The organism is Pseudomonas sp. 910_23 (assembly GCF_052850795.1).
In genome coordinates, this window is sequence record NZ_VXCZ01000001.1 from 217,018 (window position 1) to 233,741 (window position 16,724).

At 59.0% G+C, this 16,724-nt stretch carries 22 protein-coding genes and 1 tRNA gene; 10 read left to right on the plus strand and 13 right to left on the minus strand.

All coding sequences use genetic code 11. From position 1 onward, the window contains the following. Positions 1-16: 16 nt before the first annotated feature. A complete protein-coding gene (locus FW800_RS00980) occupies positions 17-799 on the minus strand; it encodes an aldolase (protein ID WP_005785944.1) in 783 nt (260 codons plus the stop codon). 160 nt (positions 800-959) lie between these two features. Here FW800_RS00980 and FW800_RS00985 point away from each other — a divergent pair, with 160 nt between their 5' ends. Next, positions 960-1,487, plus strand: a complete 528-nt coding sequence (locus FW800_RS00985) for a helix-turn-helix domain-containing protein (RefSeq protein ID WP_005785945.1) — start codon at positions 960-962, stop codon at positions 1,485-1,487. Positions 1,488-1,612: 125 nt separating this feature from the next. Here the strand turns inward: FW800_RS00985 and FW800_RS00990 are convergent, their stop codons facing one another. Then, a complete protein-coding gene (locus FW800_RS00990) occupies positions 1,613-2,629 on the minus strand; it encodes a DUF4917 family protein (RefSeq protein WP_446436783.1) in 1,017 nt (338 codons plus the stop codon). A 123-nt stretch (positions 2,630-2,752) separates the two neighbouring features. On the opposite strand from FW800_RS00990, the gene yiaY reads away from it, so the two are divergent. Both yiaY and FW800_RS01000 read left to right on the plus strand, forming a co-directional pair. Then, complete coding sequence (gene yiaY, locus FW800_RS00995) at positions 2,753-3,901, plus strand: L-threonine dehydrogenase (RefSeq protein ID WP_078820523.1); 1,149 nt, start codon at positions 2,753-2,755, stop codon at positions 3,899-3,901. An 87-nt stretch (positions 3,902-3,988) separates the two neighbouring features. Then, a complete protein-coding gene (locus tag FW800_RS01000) occupies positions 3,989-4,663 on the plus strand; it encodes an NAD(P)H-binding protein (RefSeq protein ID WP_446436784.1) in 675 nt (224 codons plus the stop codon). Here the strand turns inward: FW800_RS01000 and FW800_RS01005 are convergent. After that, positions 4,635-5,111, minus strand: a complete 477-nt coding sequence (locus FW800_RS01005) for a DMT family transporter (RefSeq protein ID WP_078820525.1) — start codon at positions 5,109-5,111, stop codon at positions 4,635-4,637. The two genes, FW800_RS01000 and FW800_RS01005, sit on opposite strands and share 29 nt — an antisense overlap. A 77-nt stretch (positions 5,112-5,188) precedes the next feature. Between FW800_RS01005 and FW800_RS01010 the strand changes: the two genes are divergently transcribed. The 4 genes from FW800_RS01010 (at position 5,189) to FW800_RS01025 (ending at position 7,873) form a co-directional block, all read left to right on the plus strand. Further along, positions 5,189-6,106, plus strand: a complete 918-nt coding sequence (locus tag FW800_RS01010; RefSeq protein WP_179119798.1) for a LysR family transcriptional regulator — start codon at positions 5,189-5,191, stop codon at positions 6,104-6,106. Positions 6,107-6,121: 15 nt separating this feature from the next. Next, positions 6,122-6,538: a fosfomycin resistance glutathione transferase gene (fos, locus tag FW800_RS01015; protein ID WP_122735491.1), complete on the plus strand. Its 417-nt coding sequence runs from the start codon at positions 6,122-6,124 to the stop codon at positions 6,536-6,538. Positions 6,539-6,585: 47 nt separating this feature from the next. Continuing rightward, positions 6,586-7,227, plus strand: a complete 642-nt coding sequence (locus FW800_RS01020) for a LysE family translocator (protein WP_032877291.1) — start codon at positions 6,586-6,588, stop codon at positions 7,225-7,227. A gap of 118 nt (positions 7,228-7,345) precedes the next feature. Continuing rightward, on the plus strand, positions 7,346-7,873 hold the full coding sequence (locus tag FW800_RS01025) for a DUF4142 domain-containing protein (protein ID WP_005785958.1): 528 nt from the start codon (positions 7,346-7,348) through the stop codon (positions 7,871-7,873). Between the two features lie 53 nt (positions 7,874-7,926). Here FW800_RS01025 and FW800_RS01030 read toward each other — a convergent pair whose 3' ends face one another. The 5 genes from FW800_RS01030 to FW800_RS01050 form a co-directional block, all read right to left on the minus strand. Next, a complete protein-coding gene (locus tag FW800_RS01030) occupies positions 7,927-8,343 on the minus strand; it encodes a low affinity iron permease family protein (protein WP_446436785.1) in 417 nt (138 codons plus the stop codon). Positions 8,344-8,444: 101 nt separating this feature from the next. After that, on the minus strand, positions 8,445-8,945 hold the full coding sequence (locus tag FW800_RS01035) for a methylated-DNA--[protein]-cysteine S-methyltransferase (RefSeq protein WP_032877289.1): 501 nt from the start codon (positions 8,943-8,945) through the stop codon (positions 8,445-8,447). 139 nt (positions 8,946-9,084) lie between these two features. Next, positions 9,085-9,495: a type II toxin-antitoxin system HicB family antitoxin gene (locus tag FW800_RS01040; RefSeq protein WP_032877288.1), complete on the minus strand. Its 411-nt coding sequence runs from the start codon at positions 9,493-9,495 to the stop codon at positions 9,085-9,087. A 22-nt stretch (positions 9,496-9,517) separates the two neighbouring features. After that, the gene (locus tag FW800_RS01045; RefSeq protein WP_446436786.1) at positions 9,518-9,700 is read right to left on the minus strand and encodes a type II toxin-antitoxin system HicA family toxin; all 183 of its coding nucleotides are present in this window, start codon (positions 9,698-9,700) and stop codon (positions 9,518-9,520) included. A 167-nt stretch (positions 9,701-9,867) separates the two neighbouring features. After that, positions 9,868-10,761 carry a LysR family transcriptional regulator gene (locus tag FW800_RS01050; RefSeq protein WP_446436787.1) on the minus strand — a complete coding sequence of 298 codons (894 nt, stop codon included), beginning with the start codon at positions 10,759-10,761 and terminating at the stop codon, positions 9,868-9,870. Positions 10,762-10,856: 95 nt separating this feature from the next. On the opposite strand from FW800_RS01050, the gene FW800_RS01055 reads away from it, so the two are divergent. Further along, the gene (locus FW800_RS01055; protein WP_446436788.1) at positions 10,857-12,026 is read left to right on the plus strand and encodes an MFS transporter; all 1,170 of its coding nucleotides are present in this window, start codon (positions 10,857-10,859) and stop codon (positions 12,024-12,026) included. Between the two features lie 94 nt (positions 12,027-12,120). On the opposite strand, the gene FW800_RS01060 is transcribed toward FW800_RS01055, so the two are convergent. The 4 genes from FW800_RS01060 to FW800_RS01075 all read right to left on the minus strand — a co-directional run bounded on the left by FW800_RS01060 (position 12,121) and on the right by FW800_RS01075 (position 14,389). After that, positions 12,121-12,194: transfer RNA gene (locus tag FW800_RS01060), tRNA-Gly, on the minus strand. 111 nt (positions 12,195-12,305) lie between these two features. Continuing rightward, positions 12,306-13,190 carry an alpha/beta fold hydrolase gene (locus FW800_RS01065; RefSeq protein ID WP_005785967.1) on the minus strand — a complete coding sequence of 295 codons (885 nt, stop codon included), beginning with the start codon at positions 13,188-13,190 and terminating at the stop codon, positions 12,306-12,308. Positions 13,191-13,494: 304 nt separating this feature from the next. After that, the gene (locus tag FW800_RS01070) at positions 13,495-14,187 is read right to left on the minus strand and encodes a pseudouridine synthase (protein ID WP_446436789.1); all 693 of its coding nucleotides are present in this window, start codon (positions 14,185-14,187) and stop codon (positions 13,495-13,497) included. Beyond that, the gene (locus FW800_RS01075; RefSeq protein WP_005785969.1) at positions 14,177-14,389 is read right to left on the minus strand and encodes a cysteine-rich CWC family protein; all 213 of its coding nucleotides are present in this window, start codon (positions 14,387-14,389) and stop codon (positions 14,177-14,179) included. The genes FW800_RS01070 and FW800_RS01075 overlap by 11 nt, the downstream gene beginning before the upstream one ends. A gap of 244 nt (positions 14,390-14,633) precedes the next feature. Between FW800_RS01075 and FW800_RS01080 the strand changes: the two genes are divergently transcribed. Both FW800_RS01080 and FW800_RS01085 read left to right on the plus strand, forming a co-directional pair. Continuing rightward, on the plus strand, positions 14,634-14,993 hold the full coding sequence (locus FW800_RS01080; protein ID WP_446436790.1) for a hypothetical protein: 360 nt from the start codon (positions 14,634-14,636) through the stop codon (positions 14,991-14,993). Between the two features lie 156 nt (positions 14,994-15,149). After that, positions 15,150-15,602 (plus strand): DUF3757 domain-containing protein, encoded by a 453-nt coding sequence (locus FW800_RS01085; RefSeq protein ID WP_446436791.1) that lies wholly within the window; start codon positions 15,150-15,152, stop codon positions 15,600-15,602. On the opposite strand, the gene FW800_RS01090 is transcribed toward FW800_RS01085, so the two are convergent. After that, positions 15,588-16,700: an enoyl-CoA hydratase/isomerase family protein gene (locus FW800_RS01090; protein WP_446436792.1), complete on the minus strand. Its 1,113-nt coding sequence runs from the start codon at positions 16,698-16,700 to the stop codon at positions 15,588-15,590. The genes FW800_RS01085 and FW800_RS01090 overlap by 15 nt on opposite strands. Positions 16,701-16,724: the final 24 nt, after the last annotated feature.

Here is a 16,724-nt window from a genome sequence, read left to right on the forward strand (position 1 = left end):
CGAAAAAAGGGGGCGATCAGTTCAGGCAATCGGCATGTTTACGCAGATTCTGCCGCGCGTAGTAATTGAACGCAGCGCCGTGGCGCTTGGGCTTGGAAATCCAGTCGTGGGCCTCGCGCCCCAGCTCTGGCAGGATCGGCTTGACGGTGCCCGCGGACATCGCCAGCAACTGCAACTTGGCCGCCCGCTCGATCAACTGCGCGATGACACAGGCTTCTTCGATGCTGGCCCCGGTGGACAACTGGCCGTGGTGCGAGAGCAGGATGGCGCGCTTGTCGCCCAGCGCCGTGGTGATGATTTCCCCCTCTTCATTGCCCACCGGCACGCCGGGCCAGGCCTCCAGGAACGCGCAATCTTCATACAGCGGGCAGAGGTCCATATGCGACACCTGCAACGGCACTTCCAGCATCGACAGCGCGGCAATGTGCGTGGGGTGTGTATGGATGATGCAGTTTACATCCGGGCGCCCGCGGTACACCCAGGTGTGAAAGCGGTTGGCCGGGTTGGGGATGCCATGACCTTCGAGCACTTCCAGGTCTTCGTTGACCAGCAGCAGGTTGCTGGCGGTGATTTCGTCAAAACCCAGGCCCAGTTGCTGAGTGTAGTAGGTGCCAGGCGCAGGCCCGCGTGCGGTAATTTGCCCGGCCAGGCCGGAGTCGTGGCCGTGTTCGAACAGAATTCGGCAAGTCAGCGCCAGCTTTTGGCGCTCGGTCCACGTATTATCTGCCAGGCTGTTTTGCATCTGGCTCAGGGCTTGCTTGACCAGTTGGTCTTTTGGGAGTGCTAATGTCTTGGCCATATCGGTGTCCTTTGGGTAGTTCAATGGACGTCGGATTTGCTGCTCGCCCGCTGCTCGCAAGGTCGTTGGGTGACTGCAAATGACACTAAAGATGCTATATGACACTTTGTGTCATTGGCAAGCACGGCTCATCGCTTTCTGCATGGATTAACCGCAGCAAATGTCTATCCGTTTGAAATTACTGAGAAAGAAACTTGGCGTAACCCTGGAGGCCCTGGCCGAAAAGTCCGGGATGACCAAGAGTTACCTGTCGAAAGTGGAGCGTGGGCTCAACACACCGTCCATTGCTGCTGCGCTGAAACTGGCCAAGGCGCTGAACGTGAAAGTCGAAGAGCTGTTCAGCGAAGGCAACGTCAGCCTCGACAGCTACAGCCTGGTGCGCAGCCATGAACGGCCCGACACGTCACCGGGTTATGCGGTACTTGCCCATCAGGTGAGCGAGCGCAGCCTGTTGCCGTTCATCATCTACCCGCCGGCGGAGTTTACCGACAAGACCTTCAAGGAGCATTTGGGGGAAGAGTTTCTGTTCGTGCATGAAGGCCAGGTGGAAGTGGATTTCATGAGCGAGCGGGTGCTGTTGGAGCGCGGCGATGCGCTGCATTTCAATGCGCAGAAACCCCACCGGATTCGCTCGGTGGGAGAGGTGCAGGCGCAGTTGCTGGTGGTGGTGCACAGCGCTGAGGAATGACGCTGATCCCGATTTGAAATGCAATCAAATGTGGGAGCGGGCTTGCTCGCGAAAGCGCAGTGTCAGTCACTGAAAATGTTGACTGACCCACCGCATTCGCGAGCAAGCCCGCTCCCACATTTTGCTCAGCGTTCGACCGGTACTGACAGCACTGGATTACCCAACGCATGCGTGCGCGCTGCAAAGAATCTCAGCGTTGCGCCACTGCCCTCAAACAACTCTGAATACCGCTGTTTCTGCTGACGAATAAAGCCATCAGTGCGCCCCGACACCGAGATCGCCAGGGTGGTGATACCGGCCTGGCGAATCGCATCCGCCAGGTGTTTATCCTGCGGCCCCAAGTCATGGCCGAAAATGCACAACGCGCCTTCATGGCTCAGCAACTGCTCATAACAGAACGACAGATAATCCGAACTGCGAATGCTCTTGAGCTTTTCTTCCACCTTGCCTTCACTGACGAACAGCGGCACATCGTCCAGCGTCTTGATCGTGTTGTTGATCGCGAAACTGCTGAGCAAGGTGCTGTCGGTGGACGGCAGTTTGCGCGCTGTGCCGTCAAGGTTGCGCACCAGATGCAGGCCGCCGTGCAGGTAGAGAATGCGCGTGGTGTCGGTGTGGGTATTGCGCAGGTCGAAGCTTGAATCGGCGCTGCGGAACAGGTCGTCGATCCCGGGCGTGTGCAGGATTGCCCAGTAGTTGAGCAAATCGTAGTTGCTGGTGAAGACGGTGGCGTAGCGTGCCAACTCATTGTTGATCGTTGCCAGGGTCGATGGCTGCACCAGGCGCCAGGGGATGTGTACGGTGTGAATGGTGTTGATCAACGCTTCCTTGATCGCGTAATAGCGATTACGCGGCGCCGCCGAACTGACCGCCAGGGCCTTGTTGACCCGGCTGGTGGTTTTCAAGGCGCCCAGGGCTTGCTCGAAACTGCGGGTTTGCAGGGCATCGAACACGCTGAGTTCGGATTGGCTCAGGGGTTTTTCTTCAACGGTGCGAGCGTTTTCAAACAGCGAGTCGTAGGCAAAGTCTTCCCAGATCGTGCGGCTGGCGCCGTTGCCGATCAGAATCCCGTTGAAGTCGATGGCGTCGCGCAGGGCGCTCCAGTCTTCAAGGTGGGCGTCAATATCCTGGAAATCCTTCATTGCGGCGGGTCTACTCGAAATCGGCTGAAGGGTGACTTTATCACGAGCTGAAGTTGATCCTGATCAAGATGCGCCATGCGGTACCGGTGGATTCTGTCGGCATAAAGCCTCTGAGGATCGACCATGAGCAGCACATTCTTCATCCCCGCCGTCAACATCATGGGCAGCGACTGCCTCGACGAAGCCATGACCGCCATTCGCGCCTACGGCTTTCGTAAAGCCTTGATCGTTACCGACGCCGGCCTGGCCAAGGCTGGCGTGGCCAGCATGATCGCCGAGAAGCTGGCGATGCAGGATATCGACTCGGTGATCTACGACGGCGCCAAGCCCAACCCCACGGTGGAAAACGTCGAGAAGGGGCTGGCGCTGTTGCAACAGACGGCCTGCGATTTCGTGGTGTCCCTGGGCGGCGGCTCGCCCCATGACTGCGCCAAGGGCATCGCCTTGTGCGCCACCAACGGTGGACGCATCGGCGACTATGAAGGCGTTGACCAGTCGAGCAAGCCGCAACTGCCACTGGTCGCCATCAACACCACCGCCGGCACTGCCAGCGAGATGACGCGGTTTTGCATCATCACCGACGAAACCCGTCACGTGAAAATGGCCATCGTCGATCGCAACGTCACGCCGCTGCTATCGGTCAACGACCCGGCGCTGATGGTCGGTATGCCCAAGGGCCTCACCGCCGCCACGGGGATGGATGCGCTGACCCACGCCATCGAAGCCTACGTGTCCACCGCCGCCACACCGATCACCGACGCCTGTGCGATCAAGGCCATCGAGCTGATCAGTGCCAACCTGCGCCTGGCGGTGCGCGACGGCAACGACATGGCCGCACGGGAAAACATGGCTTACGCGCAGTTCCTCGCCGGCATGGCATTCAACAACGCGTCCCTGGGATTTGTGCATGCCATGGCTCACCAACTGGGCGGTCTGTACGACTTGCCCCATGGCGTCTGCAACGCCGTGCTCCTGCCCCACGTACAAAGCTTCAATGCCAGCGTCAGTGCCAAGCGCTTGAGCGACGTGGCCCGCGCCCTCGGCGCGGACATCAAGGGCATTACCGTGGAGGAGGGCGCCCAGGCCGCCATTGCGGCAATCCGTCGGCTGTCCCAGGACGTGGAAATCCCCACCGGCCTGCGTGAGCTGGGTGCCAAGTTGCAGGACATCCCAGTGCTGGCCGCCAACGCGCTGAAGGACGCGTGCGGGCTGACCAATCCACGACGGGCGGATCAGCGTCAGATTGAGGAGATATTTCGTAGCGCGTTTTGATAGGGCAGCCTCAGGCGGCAGGCGTTAAGCTACACGCTCAACGCGTTCTACTTGAGCAAGCTTGCGGCGTGCCGCTGAGGTTCCCTAATGAGAGTTCTGTTATTCGGCGCCACCGGCATGGTCGGCCAGGGCGTGCTGCGCGAGTGCCTGCTGGCGGCGGATGTGCAGGAAGTGGTCGCCGTCGGCCGTACGCCCCTGACCCAGCAACACAGCAAGCTGCACCAGGTGCTGCACAGCGACATGCTCGACTTCCAGCCCCTGGAGAACCTGCTGCAAGGGTTTGATGCGTGTTTCTTCTGCCTCGGTGTCTCGTCGGCGGGCATGAACGAAGCCCGGTATACCCACCTCACCTATGACCTCACCCTGGTAGCTGCCAGTACCCTGGCGCGGCTTAATCCGCAGATGACCTTTATCTACGTGTCCGGCGCCGGCACGGACAGTTCCGAGACGGGCCAATCGATGTGGGCGCGGGTCAAGGGCAAGACGGAAAACGCCTTGCTGCGCCTGCCGTTCAAGGCGGTGTACCTGTTCCGTCCGGGGATCATTCAGCCGTTGCACGGCGTGCGCTCGAAGACGCCCGTGTATCAAGCTTTTTATAGCGTGCTGGGGCCGGTGCTTTCGTTTGTGCGGCGGGTAAAACCGGCTTGGGTGGTGAGCACCGAGACTGTCGGCCGGGCAATGTTACAGGCCGCGAGCCTGGGCGCGCCGCAGCCGGTGGTAGAGCAGGCCCAGATCAATCGCCTGGCGGCTGAGCGCCACTGAACTGGATCAATGCCACGCCGCCGATCAGCAGCAACGCGCCCAACACCCGCGGCGTTGTCAGTTGGCGTTGCACCAGGCCGAACAGGCCGAAATGGTCGAGCAGCAACGACGCTAGAATCTGACCGGCCATCGCCAACGCAATAAACCCTGACGCACCGAGTTTGGGCAGCAGCATCAACGCCAGTGAAATAAAACAGACACCGAAGGCGCCACCGGCCCACGTCCACAACGGAGCCTTGGTGATAAACGTCAGGCTCGGCAAGGGCAGACGCAAAGCGATAATCACTGGCAGCAGCACGATGATACTTACCAGCAACGACGCCAACGTGGCCCACAATGGATGGCCGAGGCCGCGCCCAAGATTAGCGTTGATTGCACTTTGAAACGGCACCACGGCTCCGGCGATCACCGCCAGCGCTAACAAACCCATCCAATGCAACACGCTCATCTCCATGCTCCCAGAAGTTTCGCTGGACTCTAGGCTATTCGTCGCGCAGATTTAAATTCCAAGTTCTTATACAGACCATGCAGCTGATGAATGATCTACGCCGCATCGACCTCAACCTGCTGGTGATCCTCGACGCCTTGCTCTGCGAGCAACACGTGACCCGCGCCGCCGAGCGTCTGCACCTGAGCCAGCCGGCGGTGAGCCACGCGTTGGCCCGGCTGCGCGATATGCTTGGCGACCCGCTGTTGGTGCGTCAGGGCGGCGCGCTGGTGCCCACGGCTCGGGCTCTGGAGTTGGCAGCGCCATTGGCCGAAGCGCTGGGCCAAGTGCAGGCATTATTGGCGCCGAATCGTTTTGACCCCACCTCGGCCAAGCGCCGCTTTCGCGTGGCGATGTCAGACTACAGCGCAGCGATCCTCCTACCTGGATTGGTCCGCGTCCTGCGCAGCGAAGCGCCGGGCATCGACCTGCAGATCATCCAGGCCAGCCGCGAAGGTATGGTTGACGGCGTGCTCAATGGCGATCTCGACCTGGCGGCGGGCGTATTCCCCGACATGCCCGCCGAACTGTGTACGACGCCATTGTTCGAAGAGCATTACACCTGCCTGGTCGACCGCCACAGCCTTGCACCCAGCGGTGCGCTGGACCTGCCGACTTACCTGTCACGCCCACATGTACTGTTGGAGATGCGCGGCAGCGGTACGCCGGAAATCGAACGGGCACTGGCTGCGATACGTGAACGGCGGCATGTGGCAATCAGCCTGCCACACTGGGGCGTGGCGCCTCAGTTGATCGAGGGCACGGATCTGATTTTGACGGTGTCGTCCCGGGGTTTACTGAATATCGACCATCAACATTTGCTGACCGTGCCACCGCCGTTTCATATTCCCTCGTTTGCTTTTGAGCTCGCCTGGCATGTGCGGCGGGGTGGTGATTCTGGGTTGCAGTGGTTGATTGGGCGGGTGTGCGGTGTATTGTCCGATGGTCACCGATAATAAGAGAAAACCTAAATGCTAACCGGCTTCAACCACCTGACCCTGGCCGTCACCGACGTGCCGCGCAGCGTCAGTTTTTATCACGATCTGCTGCGTGTTCAACTCGATGCCACTTGGGACAATGGTGCTTACCTTTCCTTGCCCGGGCTTTGGCTGTGCCTGTCGCTGGATCCGGTGCGCTCGACCACTGCGGCAATGGATTACACCCACTATGCCTTCACCGTCGATGCCGCTGATTTCACCGCATTGGTCGAACGCCTGCGGGCCGCCGGCGTGCAGGAGTGGCGTGACAACCGCAGCGAAGGCGCGTCGTTTTATTTCCTCGATCCCGACGGCCACAAGCTGGAGGTTCATGTCGGCGATCTGGCCTCGCGCCTGCAAGCTTGTCGCGCCAAGCCTTACGCAGGAATGAAGTTTTACCCAGCGCAGTGAAACATGCAGAATCAATCACCTTTAAGAGTCCCTCAGAGCGTCTATTCATGACCCCATCCTTGCTGCTCGCCGTCCTTGCTTCGGGTTTTATCTACGGTATTACGCCAGGCCCAGGTGTTTTGGCCGTGTTCGGCATCGGTGCTGCGCGTGGCCGGCGTGCCGGAGCGGGTTTTTTGTGCGGGCATTTGCTCGGCGATGTGGTGTGGTGCAGTACTGCGCTGATTGCCATCGTCGGTGCGCGAGAAGTGGGCAGCAGTGCGTTTGATGTATTGGGCGTACTCAGCGGTGTGTATCTGTTCTGGCTCGGCTGGCGGGCGATCCGTACCCAGCGCCGCAACGGCGATGCCCCCCAGGGCGCCGCGCGGCACCCGTTCTGGCATGGCATTGTGTTCGGCTTGACCAACCCCAAAGCCTATCCGGTTGCCGTGGCGACCTTCACCGCGTTGCTGTCCAGCCGTGCCGAGTTGTTGACGTGGTCGATGCTGCCGTCGCTGATCTTCCTGAGCTTTGTGGGCGGCCTGTTGGCCTATGGGATTTTGATCGGCGTGGTCGGCGCCCAACGAGTACGTACGGTGTATCAACGCCATGAAATCCTGATCACCAAGCTCTGCGGCGTGATGTTCATCGGCTTTGCCATTAATGCCCTGGCGCATGCATTGCCGGGCTTGTTCGCAAGCAAGCCGGCGTGAAATGACGACAACCGTTCGTCGCACGGACAAGTTTTTTCTAAACCTTTGCGGCTCTGAAAATTCGAATCCAGGGCGGGTGTAGATCCCCGTACCTATTTTTGCTCTGGAGGAACCCATCATGAGCCGCATGGCTATCCGGTTACGCACCGCCAGTTTCGCGATGCTGCTGGGCCTCGGCGCCAGCAATGCTTTCGCCCAGTCGCCTGCTGAATTTATCGAGCAGGCTTCGGCCAAAGGTATGGCCGATATCGAAACCAGTCGCATGGCCCACGCCAAGACCTCGTCCCAAGAGATCAAGGACTACACCATTGAGGTCATCAACGAGCGCACCCTGGCCAACCAGCACTTGGCAGCCATTGCCAAGAAGCTCGATTTGCCGGTCGCGCCTCGGGAAAAGATCGTCGATAAAGCCGAAACCCTGATGCCTGAACTCAAGGATGGCGACTCCTTTGACGCTGCCTATACCGCACAGCAGGTCAAGGAAAACGAAGACGCCATCGCCCTGTTCAAGAAAGAAGGTGCCGCGTCGGATGTGCCGGAGATAAAAGCGCTGGTGGATGAGACGCTGCCCAAGCTCGAAGAGCGTCTGCAAAAAGCCCGTGCCCTGGCGTCGACCTATGGCAAGGGTCATCAAGGCGACGGTTGAGACCGTAGCGTGAAATGAAATCGGCGGTTGGGGCCTACCCAACCGCCGTTTTTTTATGCCTGGTTCAGGTCTGTCTTGGTCGGCGCAGCGTTGTCAGCGCAACCGTTGTTCAAACTCAGGCTGCTGGTGTTGCCAATGTTGCGGTATTCCTGGCGCAGCTTTTCCAGTTCCTTGCGGTCCAGGCCGTCGAGGCTGAGCACGGCATTCTGGGCATCCTTGGATACGCGCAGCAGCTCATCAATCTTGATATGCAGGATATCGTTGTCGCGGTTTTGCGTGTTCTGGATCAGGAACACCATCAGGAACGTGATAATGGTCGTCGAGGTATTGATGATCAGTTGCCAGGTGTCGTTGTAGTGGAAATAGGGTCCGCTCAGGCTCCATATCAGGATCAGTGCGACGGCTGTGTAGAAGGTTCGGGGGCTGCCTGCCCAGCGGGACAGGGTTTGCGAGACCGTGGAGAATTTCATTACCGTTTCCTGTGTGAAGAGGTGATGAACAATTGACCACGGCAGTTCTCTGAAATTTCTTTTAACAAATATCTCGGCAAGCAGTTCAGTCGCCGCCAAAGTCAGAGCGCCAGCTCTGCCTGACCTGCGCCTTCCAGCGCCAGCAAATACTGCTTGGCCTGCAACCCCCCGGCAAATCCTGTCAGCCCGCCTGATGCGCCAATCACCCGGTGGCAGGGGGCGACAATCGAGATCGGATTACGCCCATTCGCCGCACCGACTGCGCGTACAGCCTTGGGGTTGCCGATCTGTTGGGCAATCTGGCTGTAGCTGCGCGTTTCGCCGAAGGGAATTGTCAGCAGAGCCCGCCAAACCTGTTTCTGAAAATCGGTACCGGCGAAATCCAGCTCCAGCTCAAACCGATTGCGCGATCCGGCAAAGTATTCCGTTAACTGGCGTTGGGTTTCCAGCAATACCGGGCTGTCATTGGCCTCGACCAATTCACCCAGGCGCACACGGTTCGCGCGTTCCACTTCCCATAAAATGGCGCTCAGTTTGCCGTTGCGCGCCACCAGGGTCAGTTCACCGACAGGGGAAGGCATGAGCTTGAATTGGTAAGTCATGAGCGTGCTCCTCGAACAGGCGTTTAATGGGGATGACGCTACTCTAGTTCCGCCAGCGGGCCTGGAAACTGCGTTTCTTGCGGTCAAATTCTTGTCAGTTGAACGTTGCGGTAAACCCTTCGGTGTTGCTTCGCCGCGATTATCGATCCTGTTGCAATACCTTGAGTGCCGCGGACGCCAGAAACCCCGAGCGGCTTTTTTCTTCCGGGTGATTCAGTACGTAGTCATCGATGCGATTCAACAGATACCCCGGCAGGGTGATGTTGAGTTTTTGCGCCTTGCCCAGGTACTTGGTGACGTCGATGTCTACCACCGCCCAGGTGCAGCCTGCGTACTGTGGGTTGGCGGCGTGCAAGGTGACTTTCTGCGCGCTGGGGATCGGCGCGCCATCTTCTGCAAGGATCTCGAAGTGCCCCTCGATGGCTTCGCGGGCCATGGCCATGGCGTCGTCCAGGTCATCGCCGGCGGAATAGCACCCGGGAATATCCGGGACTTCCACGCCCCAGGCGTGGTCCTCGTCGCCCGTTGAAATTGCGATGGGATAAAGCATGTGTGTTGCCCTCCAGGGACGGTTAACTCAGCAGAGCCTGTTTCAAAATGCTCTTGGCGGTTTTATCCAGCAGGTCCTTTTTTGGATGAGGAATCGTGACCAGACCGGGCTTTGTCGGGTGCTTGAAGTGATGATGACTGCCCCTGATGCGCACCAGATACCAACCGTCTTCAACGATGTGACCTATCAAATAGCGGCTATCCACATCACCTCCTTGTGGTGTGTGTTGGTGGTGACTATAACTACTGAAAAAAAATTATCAACACTCTACCTACCGATGGTCGATGTCCGGTATTTCGGTAGCGGTTGAAGGAAGTGTATGGCGGCGCTGGAATGGCGCCGCCGAGACGTATTGCGGGATTTTTCGCCGTATTACGGGATGTGTAATGCTTGTTCAAGTACACCAATAAATGCGTCCACCAATACGCCTCTTCCTGATGTCGGGGTAAGTACCAATAACTGCGCACATGCGTCCACTTCCTGCAGCGGTCGATACGTCACGCCTTTGTTCATCAAGCTCTGGGTACATTCCGGGACCAGCGCAACGCCTTGCCCGGCCGCTACCAAGGCAATGATCGAAGTGATCTGTCGCCCGGTCGGCCCAGGGCGCAGGGGCTGGCCGTGGTGTCGGTAAAGTTGCTCGATGGACTGGTTCAAGCCCGACCCGTAATCGGCCGGAAACAGAATCAGCGGATAAGTGCTGAGTTGCGCCACGCCGAGCATCGTTTGGCGGGCCAATGGGCTGTCGCTGGAGACGGCGGCCACCAACCGCTCCTCACCCAGCGATAACGCCTGGACATCGGCGCTTTGCGGCATCAGTCGGCTCAAGCCGATATCCAGGCGTCCGTCCGCCACCTGGGCGCCCAGGCTGCCGGAGGCGCATTCCACCAGGGTCAACTGCACATCGGGAAAGCGCTGGGCGAATGCCTGGATCGCCTGGCTGAACAGGTCCGACAGCGCGATTGAACTGGCATATCCCAGTGCCAGTTGGCCCGCAGTGCCGGCGGTCAATTTACGCGCGATCACTTGCGCCAGTTCTACTTGCTCCAACACACCGCGGGCATAGGGCAGGAACGAACACCCCTGAGCGGTGAGGGTGACCGTGCGGCTGGTGCGGTCAAACAGCTTGAACCCCAACTCTGCCTCCAGCGCAGAAATCTGCCGAGTCAGCGGCGGTTGGGCCAGATGCAGGCGAAGTGCCGCACGGCCGAAGTGCAGTTCTTCAGCGACCGTCAGAAAGTAACGCAGCTTGCGTAGGTCGAGCATCCTGATCCTTGGGTATCAATCGGTCGGAATTCGGTATTGGTTAAAGGCACGCCGGCCATTCTATAAAGGCCGCACAAAATAAAACGAGAGGTTTCATGAAACCGCGCCTGCATTGTGCCCGCCTTGCCCTGTTCCTGTGTGGCTGCGCGGCGTTCCTCAACCTCTACGCCACCCAGAGCATCCTGCAGGTGTTTGCGGCGCAGTTCGACATCAGCGCCAAGGCTGCTGGCTGGAGCATTACCGTGACCACGCTGGCGGTGGCGATCACTGCGCCATTTGTCAGCCACCTGACCCGACGCTTCGAGCAACGCACGGTGATAAGCCTGGCGGCGCTGTTGCTGGCGGGGCCGGCGTTGATGACGGCTTATGCTGACAGCTTCGCCGAAGTGTTGGTTTGGCGCTTTGTCGAGGGCATGCTGATCCCCATAGTGTTTGCCACGAGCGTGGCTTACATCGGCGATCGCTGGAGCGGTGGCACGGTGACTGAAGTCACCAGCCTGTATGTGGCGGGTACCGTGCTGGGTGGGTTCGCCGGGCGGTTCGTCACCGGGGTGGTGACCGAGTACGTGGGCTGGCGCGAAGCGTTTGAGTGGCTGGCCGTGTTGAGCTTGATGGTCGGCGGTTTTATCCAGTTTCTGCTGCCCGCCAATCGCCCGCGGGCGAAGCTGGCCAAGGCGGCTTGGTCAGGTGTTTTACGCACGCCGCTGATGGCTGCGTATGCCGTAGGTTTTTGCGTGTTATTTTCACAGGTCGCCGCCTTCACCTACGCAGGTTTGTACCTTGGCCTACCGCCTTTCAACCTCGGGCCTGCGGCCTTGGGAGCGCTGTACACCGTATTTCTGTTGGCGCTGATCGTGATACCCATCGCCGGCCGCCTCAGCAAAGCCCGCCCACAGGCAGAACTGCTGAGCATCGCCGCGGTGCTGGGCGTTTGTGGTTCGGCCCTGACCCTGGTGCCTTCCCTGGGGTGCATCGTGGTAGGCCTGGCCTTCAGCTCCACCGGCGTGTTCCTCGCCCAAGCCGCTGCCAATGCCTTCATCACCGCCAACGCTGGCGACAGCAAAGCAAGAGCAGTGGGGGTCTACCTGACCTGTTACTACCTGGGCGGTAGCTGCGGAGCTATCGTGCCGGCGCTGATTTGGGAGCGCTGGGGCTGGGCCGGGTGTGTGGGGCTGATCATCGGTTTGCAACTGCTGAGCCTGTTGATCGCGTTGGTGGGCTGGAAGCCTGTCAAACCCAAACGGGTCAGTGCACAACGTTCTTGAATCTCAAATCCCAGGCATAAAAAAACCGGTCACCAGGGACCGGTTTCTATGCATCCTTCGCCAGATTTAGCCTGACGCAGGTGCCACTTTCAAGTGGAGCGGGTAGAGGGAATCGAACCCTCAACTAAAGCTTGGGAAGCTTTCGTTTTGCCACTAAACTATACCCGCTCAGAGCGGCTGACTTTGTACCAGATGTTCGCTGCAATTTGAAGTTTTTCTTTGAAAAATGTGTGGGTTGCGTGTGGCGAGGGCGCTTGTTCGCCGTCGCCAGTCTCCATTTCAAAGGGTAGCTGCATGCTGCGTCTGCCCCTGGTGATATCGCAGCCGGCTCACCTGTCGCTCTGGTTTCAAGAAGCCCACCACTGCCTCACGGCTATCCCGGCACGCCGCTTTGTGCTCCATATCCAGAAAGTGCCCCGTGGCCTGGATGGTGCTGAAGCTGCTCTTGGCCACATGCTGGCCAAACAGCCGGGCATCCTCGGCGCTGGTGTATTCATCCCATTCGCCATTCAAGAACAACACCGGAATGTCGATCTGTTTGGCCGCCCTGAGGTAGCACAGCCGATCGCTGTTGAGTACGTGGCTGATGTGAAAGTGCATCTGCCCATATTCGTGCTCGGCCAGGTTGCTGACGTGGCGGTAGTTGAAGCGCTTGAACAGCGACGGCAGATGCTTGCCGATGGTGCTGTTGACCAGGTGGCCGACGCGGTCGCGGTCGAGGTTGCCGAGGTAGTCGACACCGCGCTCAAGGTAATCGCGCATTGGTGCGTTGATCACTGGCGAGAATGAGCTGATCACGGCTTTTTCCACACGTCGAGGCCGGTGTGCAAGCGCGACCAGCGTGGCGGCACCGCCCCACGAAAAGGACAGCACATGCTCTGCGGCGAAGTGATCGAGCAGTTCCAGGAGAATCTGACCCTCAACTTCCTTTGTCAGCATCTGCTCATGGCGGTTATGGATTTTGGAACGGCCGGCGTAAGGCTGGTCGTACAAAACCACATTGAATTGCGGGTACAGGCTTTTCACGGTTTGAGCGAAGGACGCCGTGGTCGCCATGGAGCCATTGACCAGGACGATGGTCTTTTCAGCCGCGTCCGCGCGATAGAACTCCGTGTACACCCGATACTGACCCTGTATATCCAGCACAGCGATTTCTGGCCTCATGTCGTAAGACTCCTGGCAAGCGGGTAGTGCGCGCAGATCACTCTGCACGAGCTTTGTGACAGGTAGGCATACGCCTTGAAATGAGGGCCCATGTCGGTCCGATGACGGCTGGCCGGCGGGTATTGTTATGAAGGGCGGTTTGCCGGGATGGCCCGCAGATCAAGCGCGGGCGAGGCAAGGTGTTTCTTGGAGATTATAGGGCGACTCATCAGTCATGATGTGGCGCAAGCCCTGAGTCAAGCAGCACAACCGGCAGGCCGCAAGTTGAACGGCCGGATTTTTGCCGGCGCTGGCCGAACGGTCGTCAGACCTGTCGGATTTCGTCGTCGGTCAATGGCCGGTATTGGCCCGGCGCAAGGCTTGTATCCAGAGCCAAGGGGCCCATCCGCTCGCGATGCAGGCCGGTCACCTTATTGTCGAAATGGCCAAACATCCGCTTCACTTGGTGATAGCGGCCTTCGATGATGCTCAAGCGCGCCGTCCTTGGGCCCAGCAACTCAAGTTCGGCAGGTTGGGTGGTGAGATCTTCGAAAGCGAAATACACACCCTCGGCAAAAGTCACCGCGTACTGTGCACCGATGTCCTGCTCGGTTTCCACGCGGTAAACCTTGGGCAACTTGGTCTGTGGTTGCGTCAGGCGCCGCGACCACTGGCCATCGTTGGTAATCAGCATCAGGCCGGTGGTATTGAAATCCAGGCGACCGGCGATATGCAGCTCGGCCTTGTCTGGTACATCCAGCAAGTCCAGGACAGTGGGGTGTTGCGGGTCCGATGTGGCACTCACGCAGCCCTGGGGTTTGTGCAGCATGAAATAGCGCGCCGGTTTGCCTGCCTGCAGTACTTCACCGTCAACGCAGACATGGCTGAATTCGCGCACTGGATGATGAGGGTTGCTGATCTCGACACCATCGACGGTCACCCGGCGCCCCGCCAGCAGCAGGCGCACTTGCTGGCGATTGAACTGCGCCAGGTTGCTGAGGAAACGATCAACGCGCATTGCGGTTACGCAACTGTTCGTCCGCCTGGGCACAGCGCGGGCACAGGCAGGCTTTATTGCGCAGTTCATCGGGCAAGGCTTCAAGCACCGCCGGATCGATGGTGACGCTGTAGCACCAGCAGGGCTGGTCGGCGGTACGCGGATCGGCCAGGGTGCAGTCGTTACGAGCGCCGCAGGCAGGGCAAAGGGTGGGTGTGGTCATCGGTCGGTTCAGGCAGGAATCGGGCAGGGGCGCACAAGTCCTTGCACGATACAGCGCCGCTGAGTCCGGTTCCATCGCCACGTCCTGAAGGCGGGCACTCACTTCGTCTGAAACAGATGTTTCTACTTATGTCGCAGGCGCACCAGATTCGGTTTTTGATGTCAGATATTTCGTCATTCAGTGAAGGCTGAATGCCGCTTTCCAGCGTCGCTGGAGGAGCTCTTCCGCGGTCCAGGAGGCCGCCATGTATAGACGACTGCTGCTTATCGCTTTGCTCGGCCTGACCTTGTCAGCTTGTGTGCCCTACTACGATAGAGGCGCCACTTACTATCGCTCCGAAGTCTATACCGCACCGGCGCCCGCCTATTATTACGGCGGCCCGCGTTATTCTCCCTATGGGCGCAGTTATTACACCCCAGCGCCTCGCTACTATGCACCACAACCTCGCTATTATTCGGCGCCGCGTTATTACCAGCCGGCCCCGCGTTATTACCCAAGGGCGGGTTACCGACCTTACTCCAATCAAGGGTGGGGTAATCGCTGGGGCAACGGCGGGCATGGGCGTGGTTCCGATCACGGAGGTGGCCGCGGCGGTCATCGTTAAATATCTTGAAAAACAAGCGGCGCATCAAGCGCCGTTTTTTATAGGTACCGTATGTCCGTACTGTCAGATTTAACAGCTATCTTTGAGGCGATAGCTGTATTTCACTAGCGAAAAGCCCTGCGCTTTGCGTGGTGAAACTGAGCAGATGGAATCCCTATGTTCAAACGACTTATTTGCGTGCTCCTGCTGACGAGCTGCATCGTTGCATCGGCCAGAGCGGAGCAAGGCTGTCCTTACCCGGCGCAGGTCTTGTATGTCGACGGGCATTATCGCGTCGAGGACAAAGGTCTACGGTGGCAAAGCCCGAAGGTCAAGTATCGGGGCCTTATCGAAGGATTCATCGGCGCGGTCTTCATACCGGGTGAGCAAGAGCAGAGGGAAAACGGCTACATGGATAAGTGCATCTACCGCACCGGTTGGGACGGGGTTGTAGTGCTGAGACCCTACAAGGACAGTAAAATTATCAACATGTCATTGACCAGCACCTTGTATTGGGAACTGCGGCCCGGTGCGTTCAAACTGCCGGTATATACCTGCACGGACAGCCAGCCTGACAACTGCGCTTTCAACGTCAACGACAAGCGCACTGACCTGTCAGTAGTCAGATAAATCCGCCAGAGGATTCCTACCTTCCCATGCCTTGTTGAAATGCGCATGCACCACCGCTTCCGGAAGGGTATTGATATCCGGCCAATGCCAATGAGGTGCCTGGTCCTTGTCGATCAATCGTGCTCGAACACCTTCGGCGAACTCTGGATGACGGCAGCAATTGAGGCTCATGGTGTACTCCATCTGAAACACCTGTGCCAGGGATAGATGACGGGCACGCTGAATCTGCTCCCACACCAGGTGTGCCGTCAACGGGCAGCCTTCGCTAAGGGTTTTACCCGCGCGGGCCAAGAGCGGATCGCTGTGATCACGCAACAGGCTCAATGCACGCCAGGCACACCGTATATCACCCACATCCAGCCATTCGTCGATCAGCCCACGGCGCGGCAACCATTGCGCTTCGGGTTGGTGGCCGACCGCTTCCTGGGCAAGGGCCTTGAGCAAACTGTTGAGCTGCATTGCGGCCTGTTCCTGCCAGTTCAGTTGCAGCAAACCGTCAAGCAACTCGTCTTGCTGGTCATCACGCAGGAAGCGGTCAGCCAGACCCAGGTCCAGGGCGTCGCGGCCGTTGACATGAGCGCCGGTAAGGCCCAGGAACAAACCGAGCTTGCCCGGCAGGCGAGACAGAAACCAGCTGGCACCTACATCCGGGTACAACCCGATGCTGATCTCGGGCATGGCCAGGCGACTGCTCGGCGTAACAATACGTACCGAGGCACTTTGCAACAGACCCATACCACCGCCCAATACATAGCCGTGGCCCCAGCAAATCAGCGGCTTGGGGTAGGTATGCAAGCGGTAGTCGAGGCGATATTCGGCAGCAAAAAACTGCGCGGCCAGGGCGGGTACTTCGCCGGGTTGTTCACGGCACTCCTGAGCCAGGCTGCGCACTTCACCCCCAGCGCAAAAGGCTTTTGGCCCGTTGCCGCGCAACAACACACAGGCGATTTGCGGGTCGTTGGCCCAGGCATCCAGGCGTTCTGCCAACGCCAGAATCATGGGCAGGGAGAGGGCGTTGAGGGATTTTTGAGCGTCCAGGCTGGCGATGCCTATGCGCGCACCGCCGTTGCCGGCCAGTTCTTCGAAGTGCAGGTTCATTGTGACCTCAATCGAGAAGGTGAA